Raw genomic sequence first — 19,547 nt, forward strand, 5'->3', positions numbered from 1 at the left:
TTCTTAGTAATTTTGCAATGAAAACAAATATCAGAATTACCCCTAGAGATGTTAACCCCTTTAAAATTAAAAATTAACATTTATCAATTGTAAACAAGAATGACAAACGTACTAATCGCAGATCATCATCCTATTACTAGAAAAGGGATCGTTTCTTTACTTAGAAACTCTGAAGATTTTGAAATCATCGGAAAAGTAAGTAATGGAAATGAAATGTATGATATTTTGAAATCTAATACTCCTGACATATTGATCATGGAATTAGACTTGCCTCAGATTAATGGCATTATGGCATTGCGAACCATAAAAAAAGAATTCACAGGAATTAAAGTTATTATTTTCAGCTCTCATCCTGAAGAAATGTATGCACTAAGTGCCATCAAAGCAGGTGCTTCTGCATATTTATCCAAAACAGTTGCTACTAAAACGCTTAAGAAAGCAATAGAGCGTGTTGCTCGGGGAGGTATTTACCTTAATGATAATCTAACTCAGCAGTTAGCTAATGGTAATACCAACGAAAATAATATGGTTGTGAAGTACAAGAAATTATCTTCTCGAGAAATCGAAGTATTAAATTTATTGTCTTCTGGAAAACGTAATAAAGATATCGCTAGTACTTTATCTATAAACGAAAAAACAGTTAGTACATACAAAACCAGATTACTTAAGAAATTAAAAGTAGATAATCTTGCTGATCTTATACATCAATCCAGATTATTACATATTAATTAAATAACACGATTTAGTTTCCTGTATAATAGTCTCCTTAGCGTATAATAATTATTAATATCCTCAAGGATGTTTCTATTATCATCAAAATTTTGAGCTTTCACTTCTTGTGAAAGCTCATTTATTTTTTCGTTAATTAAAAACCTTCTTAAATTAAGGATTGTATCAGAAACATATTGTGATACAGAATGTTCTTTTTTCTTTACGTGGATTTCCATATCCACCCATCGATGAAGAGAATGTCGCTCTTCATCCATCATAATTTCCGTAATTTCATAAGCAACCTCCGGTGGAATTTGATTTATGAAATGTTCAATTTTAAAATCCTCTTGCTGATTTAGCTGATCTATTAATATTTTATATACTTCCTTAAATGTACTTTGCGTGAATTCGATTTCATCTTCCTGAAGATCCAGGTATATTTTCTCAAAAACCTTCGTAGTATATAGTTCTGGTTCCAGAATTAACTCTCCTTCATCGTTTTCTTTCATAATGAGATCTTCAAACTCTTCTTCATGAGTCCCATATAACAATAAGATTTCGATAATCTTTTTTTCCAGACCATTTTGTTCATTTACCTTAGGTTGTTGCTGTACTGGTTGTTTAACAACTTCTAAAGGCTTCTTAGCTTCTTTTTGTTGTTTTCGTTGATCTTTGATATCAACATTACGAATTTGAGCTAACGTATCGAAAAGCACATCTTCTGAAATATCCATGATACGCGAACACTCCTGTACATAAATTTCTCGCTTAATGACATCAGGAATTTTAGCAATACTCGCCACCATATCCCTAACTAATTCAGCTTTTTTAATTGGATCTGTTTTAGATTCTTCTTGTAAAAGCGAAGCTTTAAACCGTATAAAATCCTGAGCATTTTCCTCTAAATAAGCTGTCAACTCTTCTAAAGTATTTTGCTTCGCAAAACTATCTGGATCCTCTCCATCGGGAAAACTACATACTTTTACATTCATCCCTTGTTCCAGAATCAAATCGATTCCTCTAATGGATGCGCGCATACCTGCAGCATCTCCATCAAACAAAACAGTAATGTTTTTGGTAAGTCGATTTATTAATCTAATTTGATCTGATGTAAGCGCAGTACCAGAAGAAGATACCACATTTTTCACTCCTGTTTGATGAAACTGAATCACATCTGTATACCCTTCTACCAAATAACAATTATCTTCTTTTGCTATTGATTGCTTTGCATGATATATCCCATAAAGCACTTTACTCTTATGATAAATATCACTTTCTGGTGAGTTTAAATATTTTGCAGCTTTCTTTTCATTAGTCAAAATCCTTCCACCAAAACCTAACACACGACCAGACATAGATTGAATAGGAAACATTACTCTTCCCTTAAATCGATCAAATTGCTTTTCTTCTTTTACAATGGTAAGCCCTGTTTTCTCCAAAAACTCCAGCTTATATCCCTTTTTTATTGCTTCGGATGTAAATGCATCCCAAGTATCGGGAGAATACCCTAATCCGAACTTCTCTATAGTCTCTGTAGTAAAACCTCGTTCTTTAAAATAAGACAAACCTATTGCCTTACCTTGTTCAGTCTTATGAAGTGTGTTTTGAAAAAAAGTATTCGCAAACTCACTAACCAAATACATGCTTTCTCGTTCATTAGCTTGTTCTTTTTGTTCGTCAGTTTGTTCTGTTTCTTCAATTTCTATATTATACTTCTTTGCAAGGTATTTAATCGCTTCAGGATAGGTGAAGTGTTCATGCTCCATTAGAAATGCTACTACATTACCCCCTTTGCCACTAGAAAAATCCTTCCAGATTTGTTTAACCGGAGAAACCATAAAAGAAGGGGTCCTTTCTTCACTAAAAGGACTTAACCCTTTAAAATTACTTCCTGATTTTTTAAGTTGAACAAAATCTCCTATCACCTCTTCTAATCTGGCAGTTTCGAATACAGTATCTATGGTTGACTTATGAATCATTAAGTAATCAATGTAATATTATACAACTAGCAAAAATAAAACAATTCATTGAAACTCCATTTCTCAATTATTTATATAAACAAAGAGGCTGCCTTAAAAAAGACAGCCTCCTTGTGGCTAAATATAGCTTTAACGAATTATTATTTCGAGATCACAAATTTTCTTGTTACTATAAGCTCTTCTTTATCAGAAATAAAACGGATAAAATAAGTACCAATAGCCAAATTACTTATATCTATTTGTTGTTGAGTTCCCTGGTCATTAATTTCTTTTACCAGTTGCCCATACATAGAGAAAATCTTCACATTATCAATAGACTTATCTCCAACAGTCACATTTAATATGTTTGAAGCTGGGTTTGGATAGATTTTAAACGCATCACTATCTTGAGAACGAAGTCCACTAAGAGGATATGTATCTAACCTAGCACCGCCTTCTATACAGAAATCTGTAGCTTCAGAATTACCAAATTCTCCTCCGGTTACGATAGTTCCAGCATCACTGGATAATGTATAAGAACCATTACCAAATCCACAGCAGATACCATCTCCAAATGAATCAGAAATTGTAAATGTATATGAACCATTTGCTAAACCTGAAATAGTCTCAGTAACTGTTGATCCATCTGGATTTGCAGTAGAATAGCTCTCTGAAGCCACTACAGTACCTCCAGAATCAGTTACCGTCCAAGAAGTTTCTTGAGGATAGTTATCAAAAGTAATACTTAATGTCACATCTCCTGAAGCACAATCTCCACCACCTGGTCCTCCGTCAGCACTTAATTGCACATCGTCAATAGCAGCATCGGCTCTCCAAGTTCCACCAGTTACTCTATTAAATCTTAATTGTACTCCCGTACCTACATAAGCAGCTAAATCGATATTAGCAGTTTGCCAAGAATTACCTTGATTACCACTTCTATTCCAAATACTGGTCCAGGTAACACCTTCATCATTACTCGCCTCTACATCTAATGATCCAAAATTATTAGCACCAAACATATGATACTGGAACGAGAAAGAAGCAGAAGAAGCACCTGTAAGGTCAAAACAAGGAGATGTTATAATCGCTTGTTTATCTGGGAATCCAATTCCATTACCAGAAGCTTCTACATAGATATAATTTGATCCATCTACAGCACTAGAAGGTCCTGTTCTATTAGATGGAGTTCCATTAGCATCTACAGTCCAATCAAGATCATCTCCAGCATCCTGAGTCCAAGCTGCAATACCAGCTTCAAAACTCTCAGCATAAGGTGGCACAACACCTCCTAAACAACCTGAAGCTGCTGGAGTTGTAACGCTAAGTGGCGCACTTGCTACTGATTCATTTCCTGCTGCATCTTTTGCTATAACTGTAAATTCATAAGTGGTTTCCTCAGTTAACCCACTAATTACAGCTGTAGTATCTGAAACCGTTGCAACAACAACTCCGTCTTGTAACACATCGTATTCTGCTACACCAACATTATCTGTAGAAGCATCCCAACTAAGTGTGGTTTGCCCTGAAGTAGTATTAGATGCGGTAAGATTTGCTGGAGCAGTTGGAGCTTCTGTATCAGGAGCTTCTGTAGTTACTGTTATTGCTGCGCTGGCTGCTGATTCATTTCCAGCGGCATCTTTAGCTACAACTGTAAAATCATATGAAGTTGCAGGAGATAATCCTGCAATATCTGCAGATGTAGTAGCAACTGTTGCCACTAAAACTCCGTCTTGAAATACATCATAAGCGGTAACTCCAATATTATCTGTAGAAGCATCCCAACTAATCGTCGTAGAAACATCTGTTGTATTAGATGCTACTAAATTCGCCGGCACTGTTGGAGCTTCTGTATCTGGTGTATCAGGTTGTAATTTAAATGCCACAACGTGACTTCTTCTTACATTAGGAGCAGGTCCTTTCATATACTCACTAATATGCCAAAAGGTCATATCATCTAAAGGATCAATCGTCATTTGTCCATAATCTCCATAACGACCATCTCCTCTATTATTTTGCGCATCACCATCAGCAGAAACTTGCTCTGCCAGTGTCATAGTACCCGAAGGATCACTCGCCAATCTACCTGTATATCTTAATGAGGTAAACACAGTGCTACTTACTACAGTATACGCCAAACCAATATTACCTTGAGCATCTTGTGCTATACTACCACAAAAAGCACTTAAGCCATCTGGTTGCACATATGTACCTTCTTGAAAAATTGTCCAAGGCTGTCCATCTCCTGTCTGTCTTAACTCGTACCAACGAATACCTGCAAGACTATCTGTTCCATCTAAATCAACTACAAAATTCAATACAATAGAATTGTGAGTACCAAAACGTCTATAGTTAGTCATGTACATCATTGTCGCTTGTAATGCATCGATATCAGGTCCATTTCCCGGCTCGTCCAAATTTTGGAATGATCCACCATCAAACACACTATCAAAAGGTGTAGTATCAATTTCCTGAGGTTGAGATATAGTTGAATTCCCAGGATTAGCCCAATCTACATCAGTAGTCCACACTTTTATGTGATCTTGAGAAACTCCAGACCAGCTATCATCTTGTAAATATAGTATAGAATGTCCTGTACCTACTGGTGGTAAATTTGGACCAGTAGAGTTAGAACCACCTGGACTGTAAAAACCATTAGTTGCTGCTCCTGGTAGCGGAAAACCTAAGAAACCTGCGTTAGGATCACCTACTAACATTTTATCTCTTTCTACAGCAAATACAACATCATTAGCACTTGGATTATTTTGATCTTTATTAGCAGTGATATAATACCCATCACTCCATATAGATAGTTTTTCGTAATCTGGAAATGATCCTGTATTAAACCTATACGTAAACCATCCGTCATTTACCGGATCCGGTCCTTGTCCAACTGCAATTAAAATACCGTTTGGAGTATTACTAAACTCCATGATAATAAATCGATCAGCATAATTATCATATACAACGATTGGATCTCCAAGAGTCTCACCAGGAAACAAAGTACCTAATGAAGCTTCTGGTAACAGTACATTACCCGATCTATCCAAAATACCGAATCCTGAATTAAAAGCATATACATAATGATTAGGTCCGATAGCTCCTGTTGCATCATTTAATACAGTACCAATATGTGCATCAAAAGAAGCAACTTCAGTACTAATCGCAGTCTTAGCATCAAAATTCTTTTGTACAGCCATAAGAGGATCATTCTGACCAAAAGCTGGGCTACCTTTTCCTGGAACAAACATATTTTGCCCTCTTTGTTTGTCTGGAGCTACATGTTGGAAATCTTGTGCGGATATTACATTATCCATTTTAGAAATTGCTGGTATGTTTCTTACATAAGCAGCTTTACTAATTGTTGAGGGGCCTCGTTTTGGTCCTACTTGGGCAAGCATACCAAAACTAAAAAGCATAAAAAATGCTACATAAAAGAATTGTGTTTTCATATATCTAAAATTTGGTTAACAGTTACATAGTTATATACCAATCTTAGCATAAGTAGTATCTTCATTAACTTGTGAAAAAAAGGGGGCATCACAAATCAGAGTATCAATCATTAAAAAATCATTTTTCAAGGGTTTTAAATATATGCTATTTATATAGAGAATAAAAAAAATAAATGTCATAAAATACTTACAACCAGTAACTTACTTTAAAACCGTAATTAAATTAAGGTATTCATGTTTGTTTACTTATATAACAATTGATGTGTATTTGTACAATATTTAACAAAAATAAAATAGCCCTAGTTCTCATAGTATATTAGTAGAGTATCTATAATCCCTTACAGAATCTAGGTAAAATAAAATGTCTTTTTTCATGAAGCTAAAAAAGAGTCGTGATTACTCACAACTCTTTCCCCGTAAAAATTGGCTAACACTAAAAAATTAAATTACACCCAATTTTGTATTTGTATTATGTATCAAAATTAAATTCTATAGAGAACCTTACCGATTATGGTAATTCTTAAAGGTCAAAACGCAACCCCAAAGACACATTGTTCTGATCTACTAATGCATTTTGGAAAATTGGAGATAAATCATACTTTGCGTATAATGACATGTCACCGAAACCTATATAGGTACTTAATCCATATATCAGATCACTTGTATTATAGTTTCTTTTTATTTTGTCTTTTACTCGATCACCGTCTTCTTTATATTTCAATTTCTGACGTGTACTAATATTTGCGCCAACATAACCTCCCAATCCAATCCTAAACTTTCCTACTGTTGAGAACCTGAGTCTTTTCTCTGTTTCTATTTTTTTGGAAGGCCCAAATTCCAGATGTACCGGAACCACTATATTATCCATTCTAAACTTTGATTTATCTAACTCTACCCTAAATTCCTGAAGTTCTGTTTGATCTCCATTTTCCACAAAATACCTGTTATCTGTAGGCTTTAATCCATTAGATTGATAGGAAATCCCATATTTTACTCTCATGAAATTCGAATTTTTAAACACCCTCGTTTTCCATGCCCAACCTAACTCAAAAAAACGACTTCCAGCGATCTTATAATCAGAATCATCCAGCGATTGCCCATCAACTATAGCATTATTCAATCCAAAGGCAACTACAAGATCTGAGTATGTGCGTCGGTCATATCTTACCTTTGTTTCCTTTCCAGTATTAACATTAATACCGAATAAAATATCTCCATCATCCTTATCTTTAGCTCCAAGACCTATTGAAATTTTACCTTTATTAGCATTTAAATAATCGCTATTATTCCTTCCTATTAAAGCAATTTGATTATCAATAATTGCCAACCTGTTTTCTATATTTAGTGCATGTTTTTCGGCTGCAACTTCTTTTAGCGTTTGTGCCTTTTCTTTAGTTATTTCTCCTTTTACTAATCTTTCATTAATAGCTTCTACTTCTTTTTTAAGTCCTTCTTTTTCTGAAATTATTATTTCTTCTTTTTCCTGTTTTAATTTTTCAATTTCAGCCGAATTATCGTTTTCCTGCGCATTTAGAAAATGAGCACTAAGCGTCATTGTCGTTAATACGACATACATTATTATTGTTCTCATAAATAGTAGATTTTACTTACTCTCCCTCTCAACTAAGAGAGGGAATTAGTAAGAATTGATTGATGAATGTTTAATTATCTCTTTCTGCTACGGTAGTTTTCAATTTCTCAAAACCTGTCTTTAGTGCTTCAAAAACACGATCTTTAAATGATTCATCAAGCTCGGATTCTACGTCTAGAAGCAAAGCTGAGGCACTTACCGTATTAGATTTTAAAATTTGTTGAGTAGTAATTTCTTGTTGGGCATTACGCAGTAATACTTCAATTTCTGCATCTGTAACTATTCCCTTATTCTTTTCGAGTTCCTTTACTTTTTCTGCAACACTGGCTATTTTACTATCTATAACCTCTGCTGTAACCTGTAAAGTTTTATCTCCTTTAGTAATTTCATTTTTAATGATTTCGGATTCCATAACAATAGCTTCTGAAGTATTCTCTTTGAAAACATCTTCCTGAATACTTGCTTTACTATTATTGGCTTTTACATCTTCCTTAGCTATGCTATTTCTTAATTTCTCATTCTCTTTTTTGTCTATTTCTTTTTCCTCTTTTTTTGCAATAACAACCGGTAATGTGAGATTTTCATCTATACTTTGATCTTTCTTTATTTCTGATTTAGATTCCTTAGTCATTATTTCTACAAAATCTGTTGATTTATCGTCTTTAATAACTTCTCTATCAATATCGACAAGCTCTACATCAGATGGTTTAATATCTTTATTATATGTAATAAAAACTGTTGAGATAATCAAGACTCCTACAATACTAGCTGCTATACCGAACCACTGATAATTTTTAACTTTTTTTTGACCCAATTGCTGCTCTAACTTATCCCAAGACCCATTAGATGGCTGTATTATGCGCTTCTCTAACTTCTCCTTTATACTATCTTCAAATTTTAATGGCGCCATTACTAATCTTATTTTGTTGGTTTAACTTTTGCTGTAGCATTTTTCTTGCCTTAAAAAGTTGAGATTTTGAAGTACTCTCACTTACTTTTAGCATTTTAGCGATCTCATTATGTTTATATCCTTCTACAGCGTATAATACAAACACCATTTTATAACCTTCCGGCAAACTATCTATCAATTCCTGTATCTGTTCAACCTCTAATTCTATATTAATGTTATTCCACGATTCTTCATGATACACTGAGATATCCTCTGTAAATAATATTTGTTTTTGTTTTCTTAAGAATGATATGGATTCATTAACCATTATCCTTCGGATCCATCCTTCAAAACTACCTTCAAAATTAAATTGTTTCAAATTTGTAAAAACCTTCAGAAAACCGCTTAGCATTACTTCTTCTGCAAAATGAATATCTCTAACATAACGCCTGCATACGCTTAGCATTTTGGGAGAATATTTATCATAAAGCTGACGTTGAGCATCGCGATGCTGTTTGGTAGCTTTGTTGATAAGCTGTGTTTCGTTTTTATAAAACTGAATAACTTTCAAAGTAAAAATCAATTATTTAAGACTCTCTATTTACATAGACGTGATAAAAATCAAAAAGGTTGCCTGGTACCAATAAAAAAATTATTTCTTTTGGTTGGACATTTTAATATCCTCTAAGATCCACTGTAATTCATTATCTACATCGTTTATAGTTCTTTTTATTGGAACATCTGGTTTTATACCATAGCCATCTGGTTCTATGGTATAAGGTGCATTTATTTTCATTAAACCTATACGCATATTAATTTTAGAATTGGGTAATTCTACTTTTGCATAGACTCCGGCCACTGTTCCGTTATAAGCACCACCTGTTTCTTCTCCAATAAAAGTGGCTCGCTTTGTTGCTTTTAAATGTGTAGCGAGAATACTACTTGCAGAAAAACTTTCTCCATTAATTAACACATATATTTTACCTGAGTAGGTATTAGATTTGGGCTTTCTTAATTTACTATACCTAAATTTAAAGTAAGGCTCTCCATTTTCATTTTTAACCTTGAAAATTTGATAGATTCCAAGTACTGGTGAAAAAATTGTTGCTACGGTTTTAGTCGCCCAAGATTTTGTATGAAAATATGGGTACAAAAAGCTTAGTCGTTTTGTCATTTTAGATTTCTCTATAAACACATACTCTTTATCTGTTAAATATGAATATAAGTCATCAATCTCTGTTAATCTACCTCCTAAGTTACCTCTTAAATCTATTATCAAATTTTCGCATTTTGAAGAGTCAATTTTAGCAAAGCTCTCTTCATAAAATTCTTTATAACCTCCGTTAGTGAAACTTCTAATTTTCATATACCCGATAGACGAAAGTGTGTCAGATTCTAAAAAGCTAAAATTTCTGTTATACTCGTTTGTTTTTTTGTTGTATCCATATTTATAATTCTTCTTACGTAGTTTCTTTCGAGTTTCTTTCGCTATTTTCTTATCTGATTTACTAAGCTTTTTCTTTTCTGAACGTATAGTGTCATTTTCTGTAGATACTTTTATTTTATCATAGTTCGCATACAGATATTTATCATACAAGCTGTCTTCATGTTTTAGGTGTAATAAAATACTATCTTTTTGTTTATGAGTATTTGAATAAAAGAAGCCAAAACGACTACCTATGAATTCAGGAATAAAAGTTTCATTATATCCATCACTAGAGTGCAATGTTTTAAAGTGAATTAGTAGATCACTAACTTTTTCATTGTCAACCGATATTACTTCTGATCCTGCTATTAATGTAGTATCTCCTTTAAAAACTTTTTTTACAAATAGTTTGTTAGCTGATGAATAAAAGGACAAAGAATTAAATGGAGAGTCTCTTTTTCCTTTTTCCTTTATTTCCTTTTTGGTTTGCCTTTTTGCAGGTGTATGAATTGACAAATGTCCTTGTTTTATACTTGTAATAACAGGCGCAAATAATTTATAGAATTCTTTAGTGGTTAGTGGTTCCTTTAATTGACTCTTTAGATCATCTATCTTTTTGTCCAGTTCACTTTTAGAGATATACCAATTTACATCTGGGTGTAATTTTTTAAGCTTTTTATAAGCATGATCAACATCGCGATGTAATTCTTCGGGACTATGGATTTTGCTTATTTGTTGATTGTACTTTTCTACAGATGCACAACTTGACAACAGTATAATGGTAACATATAAAAACAATTTTCTAATCATAAATACTATTTTTCTTTAAAATATAACAAACCTTATTTCTTACGGATAGACGTTAGAAAATACAAAAAGGTTGTCTGGTTATGAAAAAAATTCAAGCTTGATTAGTGATAGGCATCAAAACTAATACCAATATCTGTCTTTTAAATGAAATAAATATACTGTGTCTTCATTAAATGAAGTAGTGAGTTAAGATTATTTCTTGCGATCAATAACATAATTAACCATTAATTCTAATGAAGACTTGTATTCTGATTCTGGGTACTCAGATAATATAGCTAATGCATCTTCTTTAAATTGATGCATTATGTTAGTAGCATACTCTAATCCAGCACTCATTTTCACGAAATCAATAACTTCTTTAACTCGTTTCTTATCCTTATTATGATTTTTAACCGAGTTAATAAGCCATTTCTTTTTTTCTTTTGTACAGTGATTTAATGTATAAATTAACGGCAATGTCATCTTTTGTTCCTTAATATCGATACCAGTAGGTTTACCTATTGCTGTATCTCCATAATCAAACAAGTCATCTTTGATCTGGAACGCCATTCCGATAAGTTCTCCGAATTTTCTCATCTTTTCTACCGAATCAGATTCTGGTTCTACTGAACACGCTCCAAGACTACAACAAGCAGCAATCAATGTAGCTGTCTTTTGGCGAATAATTTCATAATATACTTCTTCAGTAATATCCAGATTACGTGCTTTCTCTATCTGCAACAATTCTCCTTCGCTCATTTCGCGTACAGCAACAGATATTATTTTCAATAGATCAAAATCACCATAATCGATAGATAACAATAATCCTTTAGACAGTAAATAATCTCCTACTAATACAGCAATCTTATTCTTCCAGAGCGCATTGATAGAAAAAAAACCTCTACGGCGATTAGAATCATCTACCACATCATCATGCACCAAAGTTGCTGTATGAATCAGTTCTATTACCGAAGCTCCTCGATAAGTTCTTTCATTAGTATCTCCTCCAGAAACCATTTTAGCCACTAGAAAAACAAACATCGGACGCATCTGTTTTCCTTTTCTATTTACTATATAATGTGTTATTCTGTTAAGCAAAGCTACTTTAGAAGACATTGATTGAGAAAACTTTTGCTCAAAAAGTTCCATCTCATCAATTATAGGTAGTTTTATTTGCTCAACGACTTTCAATCCCAGGTAGATAATTTTGTTTTCTAACTAGTTGCGAAGATAGTACAATCCTTTTTGAGCGTCAAAACTGATAATGAATAATTAACACCAGAGGTCTGATTATGTCTTATTTGCTAGTTGTCCGCAAGCTGCATCAATATCTTTACCTCTACTTCTACGCACATTTACTACAAAACCTCTTGACTCTAATGCGCTTATATAATTTTCTATTGCTGTATTTGAGGCTTGTTGAAACTCTCCATCGTCAATCGGATTATACTCTATTAGATTTACTTTACAAGGGACATAAGAACAAAATCGTAACAATGCATCTATATCTTCTTTTCTATCATTAATTCCTTTCCAAACTACATATTCGTAGGTTATTCTACTTTTAGTTTTCTCGTACCAATATTCTAATGCTTCTTTTAGATCTGCAAGCGGAAAGTTTTCATTAAACGGCATTATATTAGTTCTCACTTCATCAATTGCAGAGTGTAGAGATACTGCTAGTTTAAACCGTACTTCATCGTCAGCCATCTTTTTAATCATTTTTGGAACTCCAGATGTAGATAAGGTAATTCTTTTGGGAGACATTCCTAAACCTTCAGGAGAAGTGATCTTATCAATCGCTTTTAGAACATTGTTATAGTTCATTAGTGGCTCACCCATTCCCATAAAAACAATATTGGATAATGGACGGTTATGATATAATCTACTTTCATTATCGATAGCTACGACCTGATCATAAATTTCATCCGGATTAAGATTTCTCATTCTTTTTAAACGGGAAGTAGCACAAAATCTACAATCTAAACTACATCCTACCTGAGACGAAACACAAGCTGTAGTTCTACTTGGGGTAGGAATTAAAACCGATTCTACAACTAAACCATCGTGAAGACGCACTGCATTTTTAATAGTACCATCTGTACTGCGCTGCATTTGATCAACCTTGATATGATTAATTACAAAATTGTCTTCTAGTATTTCTCGTGTAGCTTTTGAAATATTGGTCATACTCTCAAAACTGTGAGCACCTTTATTCCATAGCCATTCATATACCTGATTTCCCCGAAAAGCTTTATCTCCATTTGTTACAAAGAACTCTCGAAGTTGCTCTTTTGTCAGAGCCCGTATGTCTTTCTTTTTTGACTTCATTTCTTTGCAAAAATATGCAAAAGATAAGTGGCTCTCTAACCGAAAGTGTAATCTATTTAAGAATTACCAAAGTTGGTAGGTTATATTTTTAGAATTTTACTGTACGAAAGTCCTCTCGGTTATCTTTACGTGAGTTTTCCACTCGCTTCCATTGATGCACACCGCCGCTTCCTTTATATCTTACATTAAGTACGTTCATATCATCTTCATCTATCCATATTTGACAGATTGATACTTTTCCACTTCTGATATCTGTAAATCTGCCATCTACATACTTAAACTCGCTTTTATTCCTTAAATTTTTTATAATAACCAATCCTTCTACTGGTTGATTTTTATCATCTCCTTCACATTGATAACATACAGCGTCTCTTTCTGATTGACGCAGCATCTGTTGTATAGATCCAAAAACCTTATTTTTTATCATATACAACTGAACAATATTAATTGCTACTCCTGTTTTTTTGTCATAAGCCTTCCACTGGCCTAATATCGGGTTAGTATCAAATGTTCCTAATAGATCTTCCTTTAGTTCTGAATCAACAGGGTTATCTCCTAACCAAATTTTAAAAAGTGCCCGTTTAAACTCTAAGCTGTTTTTTACGGCTCCAAGTCTTTCCTTATTTTTATAAAGGGTAAGACTTTCATCTTTGGTATAAACTATTTTAAAAATCTCATACTTATTGATCGCTTTTGGAAGAAGCTTAAGAAAATCTCTAATACTATCCTCCATTAGATAGCTATTACCATCAGTAGCACGTTCTAACCCATTTCGTATAATTTCTTTTAATTCCTCATTAGAAATATCAGAAATTGTTTTAATAGTCAGTGCCATAGTAGCGTTTTTGTCTGCTACCATAATCCCATCTTCGACTCCATCTACTTCAAAATCCAGATATAAGCCGATAGTATATAGTTTTCCTCTCTCTCCAGCTCCATTAAGCATTAGCTCGGTGTTTTCAAAAACATCAATATCATTAAAATGAAGATTACCGACTTTGGTTTGCGAAAATGAAATGAAGGTTACAAAAAACAAAACGATGTGTAAAATCCTGTTCATAGGTTACTATTTAGTTCACTTATTTATTTAGGGTATGCGCAATAAACGACTAATTTCTTAAAAAAGAAGAATCAATAATTCTCTCAATTCATCTTTTTCGACAAAAAACCAAATTAGTCGACATACAACTCGCTTAAACTACGGTAAAACCGTAATTTTTTTAAAAAGCTTCGCAAAATACTTATTTTTCATGAAACAAACATTATAACTTGTTAATTTTAAGATTTATACAACAAATACTTCTATACTTCATTTCATATTTATTGATTAAAAGCTACCAATTGTTATGAAAGTCTAATAATGAAAAAACTCTACTTTATATAGTAAAGTAGAGTCTTGTTTGGTATTTATTAAAAGATCTTTTGCTTATATAATTAGCATAGCATCTCCATAAGAATAAAACTGATATTTCTCTTTTACAGCTTCCTCATAGGCTTCTTTAATAAAATCGTGTCCTGCAAAAGCAGAAACCATCATTAATAAAGTAGATTTTGGTGTATGAAAATTTGTTATCATACTATTAGCTATACTGAAATCATATGGAGGGAATATAAATTTATTTGTCCATCCTCTAAACTCATTTAACGTATTGTCGGAAGAAACAGAACTTTCTAATGCTCTCATTACTGTAGTACCAACAGCACAAATTCTTTGTTTATTGGCAATACCATTATTAATAGTTTCAGTAGCACGTGCAGTTATATATGCTTCTTCACTATCCATCTTATGTTTGGATAAATCTTCTACCTCTACTGGGTTAAAAGTACCTAATCCAACATGAAGCGTAATCTCTGCAAAATCTACTCCTTTAATTTCTAAACGTTTCATTAGGTGTTTAGAAAAATGTAAACCTGCTGTAGGGGCAGCTACTGCTCCCTCATTTTTCGCATAAATAGTTTGATATCTTTCCTCATCTTCTGGCTCTGCATCTCTTTTGATATATTTTGGCAAAGGAGTTTCTCCTAAGTCTGTAAGCTTCTGTCTGAATTCGTCATATGACCCATCATACAAAAAGCGAAGTGTACGCCCTCTAGAAGTGGTATTATCTATCACCTCTGCTACTAAACTTTCGTCATCACCAAAATATAACTTATTACCAATTCTAATTTTACGAGCAGGATCTACAAGCACATCCCAAAGACGTGTTTCTGAATTTAATTCACGCAATAAAAACACTTCAATTCTAGCTCCTGTTTTCTCCTTATTACCATATAACCTAGCCGGAAAAACTTTGGTATTATTAAGAACCATAACATCGTTAGGCTCAAAATAATCAATAAGATCTTTAAATTGCTTGTGTTCTATTGTTTGATCTTTTCTATTAAGAACCATCAAACGAGCTTCATCCCTATTTTCTGAAGGATATTCTGCTAATAAATCTTGTGGAAGATCAAAACTAAAATGTGATAACTTCATTAGTGTTTGTTTTTTTGGAGGTGCAAATATACAATCTAGACATAGGGGTTGTCAAGTAAATGACCATATATATTTTTATTTACAGGACTTTAAAATCTAATTTCTTTAGATCATCCCAGAAATCCGGGTATGATTTTGATACTACATCGGCATCATTTATAAAAAGTGTTGTTCTTAATGCTAGTGGAGCGAAAGCCATAGCCATGCGATGATCGTGATAGGTATCTATAGCGATCTCTGATCTAATTGATGCAGCGGGAGCTAATCTCAGTGAATCCTCTGTTATAGTAACTACGCCTCCTAATTTTTCGATTTCCGTTTTTAGAGCTTCTAACCTATCTGTTTCTTTTATCTTTAATGTATGTAATCCTTTTAGATAACATGCTTTTCCTAACCCAAAACACGTAACAGCAATTGTTTGGGCAATATCAGGCGAGTTAGCCAAATCCAATTCTAATACTTCTGATTCATTTGACAATGAAACATTTTTTAAAGTAATCTTATTGTTCTCAAAGGTAGTTTCTACACCAAGGTTTTTATAAATATCTGCTAAAGCCGAGTCACCCTGATAACTATTTTGTTTATAGCTTCCTAATGTTATAGTACTACCTATAGACAACGCTACAATACTATAGAAGTATGAAGCAGAACTCCAGTCGGATTCAACCACTGTTAATTTTGGCGAAACTACTTTTACAGGTTTAATACTTATTACATTGTTTTTAAAACTTCCGGTAACCCCAACATCTTTAAGCAAACTTAACGTCATTTCTATATACGGTACAGAAGTGACTTTTCCTTCTAATATAATCTCCAAACCGTTCGAAAGTGATGAGGCAATTAGCATTAATGCTGAAATATATTGACTACTTACATTGGCTGCTAATGAAACTCTATTCGATATTGGATCTTTCCCAATAATTTTTATTGGTGGAAATCCTTCTTCTTTTTCGTAGTTAATATCACATCCCAATTGTCTAAGTCCTTCTACAAGAATTTTAATCGGGCGCTCCTGCATGCGTTTACTACCCGTTAGAATTGTTTGCCGTCCTTTTTGTACTGCAAAATATGCAGTAAGAAAGCGCATTGCTGTTCCAGCGTGGTGAATATCCACAAGCTCATCTTTGCTTGCTAATGCGGCTTGCATTAACTGTGAATCATCGCTATTTGATACATTATCAATTTCTATCTCCGGATATAGCGACTGTAAGATCAATAACCTATTCGTTTCACTCTTAGATCCGGTAATCTGTAATGTATTACTCTTAATGTTCGAAATGTGTTTTAATTCCAAATTCATTTTATTGGTTCGATTTGCGTTTTCTTAATTCAAAATAATAACCTAAAATCATCCCGTACAATGATCCTCCAATAATTCTAGACAATAGATATCGTATCCAAAGGCCATTATTTATTTTTTCATCTACAAAACTACTAAATGCCAAACCTCCATATTGCATGAAGTGTTCAATAACACTATATAGTACTATAAAAACAAGTCCTAACAAAAGTACTGACAACCAATATCTTTTCGAAGAAATAATTGATTTAAACATTATTTTAATTTATCGTTATTATGATGACGATCGTGGTCTCTTTTTGTTTTTATATCTAGCTTTTTATCAAATGCTTCCTGAAGATCTACTCCAGTCTGATTAGCCAAACATAAGACTACAAACATTACATCAGCCAACTCTTCGCCTAAATCTTTATTCTTATCACTTTCCTTCTCACTTTGCTCACCGTATCTACGTGCTATTATTCTTGCTACCTCCCCAACTTCTTCTGTGAGTTGAGCCATATTTGTTAGCTCATTAAAATACCTAACACCATGATTTTTAATCCAATCATCTACGGCTTTCTGAGCGTTTTGAATATTCATCTTATATTTTTTTAAGAACTACCTGTTCGTTTTCTTTCTGTATAATCTGATTATAAAATTCTTTAATAGCAGGATAATAATCAGCTGGGATAACAGGTGATGTAATGGTTTCATCTACCACAACCTGTATTACTCCATTAGACACAATAGATCTAAATGAAAATTTACCCATATCATCCGGCAGTTTAAATGCTGATGCTTTGGGATACTCCACAACTTCATACCCTTCTGGTATTTTAAGGTTCACCATATACTTATTTGAAAAACCATATCCAAAATCTATTGGAAATTTTCTATCGTCTGATTTAAAAACGTTTTCTTTATCCCTCAAAAATAATAAAGGAGAAAAGAATATCTCATCATCTATTGCTTCAATTTGATCTTCAATTATAAAATTGAATCTTTCATTGATGCCTTTACCATATTCTTTAACATCTTTTATGGTATATTCATCGAGTTCAGTAATTCCATATCTTTTTTCAAAACGTTTTACTTTACTCTCATCATCCTTTGCTCCATACACGGCTCTAAAGTTATGAGCTAAATAGTCTCTATGACTAATACTAACCTTCCCTTTTGCTATTCCCTGATCATCAATCTGGCATTGCACCTGATATATGTTTGCTGAAGGTTTTGTGGGTCTAAAACTTACCATCTGAGATGTTCCGTTTTTAGCAATTACTCTCCCCATTCCTTTTACAATTCTATTTGGCAAAATATTAGGCATTCCATACTTATCTGTAGCATCCAAATAAAAAACACTACCATCCGAAAGTTTAACTCTGGTGAGCACATAATTAAATCCATTTAACGTTGGAAAAAGAGATATCAATCTATCACTAGTACTCGCTATTACAGGATTTGCATCTATTTTAGCATAAGTAAGCATCGAAGTAAGCATTAAATTAATTTCTGAAGCATTACCGGTACCCTCTTTATATGCTTTTTTAACCCCTTTTCTAGTGTATACACCTCGTTTCTTATTCCAATTCATTTTGCTTTTTACAAAACTATAAATCAAACTTACCTTTTCCACTTCGCCCGTTGCTCCCTGAATAAGATTATTTACGTCTTCTTTGTAATACGATGTTTTCTTTAATTCATCACCAAAACTAGGGCTCTTATAAATCTTTTTAGTCACATCTTCCCAGGTGGTGGATCGATACTCTATAGCTTGATTTGGAAATTTAACAAATGACAATTCATAACTTAAAGATGAAATATAGTTTTCTGCATTACCAGAATAAGGTTCTTCTTTGAACGCTGGAACATTAGTGGACTGTATATTATCCTGCTTTACTCTAAAATCGACAGTGTTTTGATAAAAAGACGAGCCAGTACCGCGACCATGAGTAGGTCTTGTTCTAACCTTATTGTTAAAAGTAATCTTATCATTAAAACTAGATTCTTTTAAATTAACCGGTAAATATCCTGTAGAAAACTTCTTATAACTATAATATTCTGGTGATTCCACTTTCACCTCTATCTTTTTAATAGGAATCTTATACTGCAAATAAATTCTATCAATAATAGACAAAAAAGGCGAAACAATTCTGTATTTATAATCAATTACAGAACCTTCTTCTATAGAGGGCATCGTGAATTTTTGTTGATTATAATATTCGGAAAACTCACTTTTAAAAACACCATCCTTCTTAAGTTTAGTCTCCTTTATTTTACCATCAACCAATGTAAATGTGGTTCCTTTTAAACCAGTTATACTTTCTTTATCTCCACCATTTTTGTATAAAAACATCTCCTCTGTAGCATGTTCAAATCCATCTTTATTATATAATTTAATTCTTTTAAAAACCTCAGTTATGAGCTGGAAACCTTTTTCTGTATTATATTCTATACTTACTTTCTTCTTTTCGTATAATACTGCAGCATTAGCAGCGCTATCTAAGGGATATGCTTTTTCTAACAATTCCTCTTTAGATACTTTACCAAATTTATATTCTTGGGCTGACATATGAATGGTCAAAACCATAAACATGATCCCAATTATTTTATGTGTTTTTTTCATCACTGTTAATCGTTAT

At 33.1% G+C, this 19,547-nt stretch carries 15 protein-coding genes; 1 reads left to right on the plus strand and 14 read right to left on the minus strand.

Annotated features, from left to right (window positions below; translation table 11 throughout):
• Positions 1-99 precede the first annotated feature (99 nt).
• A complete protein-coding gene (locus tag Q0829_RS07185; RefSeq protein WP_091407582.1) occupies positions 100-732 on the plus strand; it encodes a response regulator transcription factor in 633 nt (210 codons plus the stop codon).
• Here Q0829_RS07185 and dnaG read toward each other — a convergent pair.
• The 14 genes from dnaG to Q0829_RS07255 form a co-directional block, all read right to left on the minus strand.
• Positions 729-2,690, minus strand: a complete 1,962-nt coding sequence (dnaG, locus tag Q0829_RS07190; RefSeq protein ID WP_298541493.1) for a DNA primase — start codon at positions 2,688-2,690, stop codon at positions 729-731. The two genes, Q0829_RS07185 and dnaG, sit on opposite strands and share 4 nt — an antisense overlap.
• Before the next feature lie 140 nt (positions 2,691-2,830).
• Positions 2,831-6,121: a T9SS type A sorting domain-containing protein gene (locus Q0829_RS07195; RefSeq protein WP_298541495.1), complete on the minus strand. Its 3,291-nt coding sequence runs from the start codon at positions 6,119-6,121 to the stop codon at positions 2,831-2,833.
• 520 nt (positions 6,122-6,641) lie between these two features.
• The gene (locus Q0829_RS07200) at positions 6,642-7,712 is read right to left on the minus strand and encodes a hypothetical protein (RefSeq protein ID WP_298541496.1); all 1,071 of its coding nucleotides are present in this window, start codon (positions 7,710-7,712) and stop codon (positions 6,642-6,644) included.
• A 70-nt stretch (positions 7,713-7,782) separates the two neighbouring features.
• Complete coding sequence (locus Q0829_RS07205; protein WP_298541497.1) at positions 7,783-8,622, minus strand: hypothetical protein; 840 nt, start codon at positions 8,620-8,622, stop codon at positions 7,783-7,785.
• Entirely contained in the window at positions 8,603-9,172 is a 570-nt protein-coding gene (locus Q0829_RS07210) for an RNA polymerase sigma factor (protein ID WP_298541498.1), read from the minus strand. The genes Q0829_RS07205 and Q0829_RS07210 overlap by 20 nt, the downstream gene beginning before the upstream one ends.
• 81 nt (positions 9,173-9,253) lie before the next feature.
• A complete protein-coding gene (locus Q0829_RS07215; protein WP_298541499.1) occupies positions 9,254-10,837 on the minus strand; it encodes a S41 family peptidase in 1,584 nt (527 codons plus the stop codon).
• A 192-nt stretch (positions 10,838-11,029) separates the two neighbouring features.
• On the minus strand, positions 11,030-12,007 hold the full coding sequence (locus tag Q0829_RS07220) for a polyprenyl synthetase family protein (RefSeq protein ID WP_298541500.1): 978 nt from the start codon (positions 12,005-12,007) through the stop codon (positions 11,030-11,032).
• A 99-nt stretch (positions 12,008-12,106) separates the two neighbouring features.
• Positions 12,107-13,147 carry a 23S rRNA (adenine(2503)-C(2))-methyltransferase RlmN gene (gene rlmN / locus Q0829_RS07225; RefSeq protein WP_298541501.1) on the minus strand — a complete coding sequence of 347 codons (1,041 nt, stop codon included), beginning with the start codon at positions 13,145-13,147 and terminating at the stop codon, positions 12,107-12,109.
• An 88-nt stretch (positions 13,148-13,235) separates the two neighbouring features.
• Positions 13,236-14,207: a chalcone isomerase family protein gene (locus tag Q0829_RS07230; RefSeq protein ID WP_298541503.1), complete on the minus strand. Its 972-nt coding sequence runs from the start codon at positions 14,205-14,207 to the stop codon at positions 13,236-13,238.
• Between the two features lie 366 nt (positions 14,208-14,573).
• Entirely contained in the window at positions 14,574-15,623 is a 1,050-nt protein-coding gene (gene queA, locus Q0829_RS07235; protein ID WP_298541505.1) for a tRNA preQ1(34) S-adenosylmethionine ribosyltransferase-isomerase QueA, read from the minus strand.
• 79 nt (positions 15,624-15,702) lie between these two features.
• Positions 15,703-16,923: a 3-phosphoshikimate 1-carboxyvinyltransferase gene (locus Q0829_RS07240; protein WP_298541506.1), complete on the minus strand. Its 1,221-nt coding sequence runs from the start codon at positions 16,921-16,923 to the stop codon at positions 15,703-15,705.
• A 1-nt stretch (position 16,924) separates the two neighbouring features.
• Positions 16,925-17,179, minus strand: a complete 255-nt coding sequence (locus Q0829_RS07245) for a hypothetical protein (RefSeq protein ID WP_298541508.1) — start codon at positions 17,177-17,179, stop codon at positions 16,925-16,927.
• Positions 17,179-17,505 carry a nucleotide pyrophosphohydrolase gene (locus tag Q0829_RS07250; RefSeq protein ID WP_298541509.1) on the minus strand — a complete coding sequence of 109 codons (327 nt, stop codon included), beginning with the start codon at positions 17,503-17,505 and terminating at the stop codon, positions 17,179-17,181. Before Q0829_RS07250 ends, Q0829_RS07245 begins: the two co-directional genes overlap by 1 nt.
• 1 nt (position 17,506) lies before the next feature.
• A complete protein-coding gene (locus Q0829_RS07255; protein ID WP_298541510.1) occupies positions 17,507-19,531 on the minus strand; it encodes a transglutaminase in 2,025 nt (674 codons plus the stop codon).
• Positions 19,532-19,547 lie beyond the last annotated feature (16 nt).

It is taken from the genome of uncultured Aquimarina sp. (genome assembly GCF_947492405.1).
In the GTDB taxonomy this organism is placed as follows: Bacteria; Bacteroidota; Bacteroidia; order Flavobacteriales; family Flavobacteriaceae; genus Aquimarina.

What these genes read in the sequence shown, in the direction of transcription:
- Q0829_RS07250 (WP_298541509.1), bottom strand. Translation starts at nt 17,505, where the DNA reads ATGAATATTCAAAACGCTCAGAAAGCCGTAGATGATTGGATTAAAAAT.
- rlmN (WP_298541501.1), bottom strand. Translation starts at nt 13,147, where the DNA reads ATGAAGTCAAAAAAGAAAGACATACGGGCTCTGACAAAAGAGCAACTT.
- queA (WP_298541505.1), bottom strand. Translation starts at nt 15,623, where the DNA reads ATGAAGTTATCACATTTTAGTTTTGATCTTCCACAAGATTTATTAGCA.
- Q0829_RS07205 (WP_298541497.1), bottom strand. Translation starts at nt 8,622, where the DNA reads ATGGCGCCATTAAAATTTGAAGATAGTATAAAGGAGAAGTTAGAGAAG.
- Q0829_RS07195 (WP_298541495.1), bottom strand. Translation starts at nt 6,121, where the DNA reads ATGAAAACACAATTCTTTTATGTAGCATTTTTTATGCTTTTTAGTTTT.
- Q0829_RS07185 (WP_091407582.1), top strand. Translation starts at nt 100, where the DNA reads ATGACAAACGTACTAATCGCAGATCATCATCCTATTACTAGAAAAGGG.
- Q0829_RS07215 (WP_298541499.1), bottom strand. Translation starts at nt 10,837, where the DNA reads ATGATTAGAAAATTGTTTTTATATGTTACCATTATACTGTTGTCAAGT.
- Q0829_RS07240 (WP_298541506.1), bottom strand. Translation starts at nt 16,923, where the DNA reads ATGAATTTGGAATTAAAACACATTTCGAACATTAAGAGTAATACATTA.
- Q0829_RS07255 (WP_298541510.1), bottom strand. Translation starts at nt 19,531, where the DNA reads ATGAAAAAAACACATAAAATAATTGGGATCATGTTTATGGTTTTGACC.
- dnaG (WP_298541493.1), bottom strand. Translation starts at nt 2,690, where the DNA reads ATGATTCATAAGTCAACCATAGATACTGTATTCGAAACTGCCAGATTA.
- Q0829_RS07200 (WP_298541496.1), bottom strand. Translation starts at nt 7,712, where the DNA reads ATGAGAACAATAATAATGTATGTCGTATTAACGACAATGACGCTTAGT.
- Q0829_RS07245 (WP_298541508.1), bottom strand. Translation starts at nt 17,179, where the DNA reads ATGTTTAAATCAATTATTTCTTCGAAAAGATATTGGTTGTCAGTACTT.
- Q0829_RS07230 (WP_298541503.1), bottom strand. Translation starts at nt 14,207, where the DNA reads ATGAACAGGATTTTACACATCGTTTTGTTTTTTGTAACCTTCATTTCA.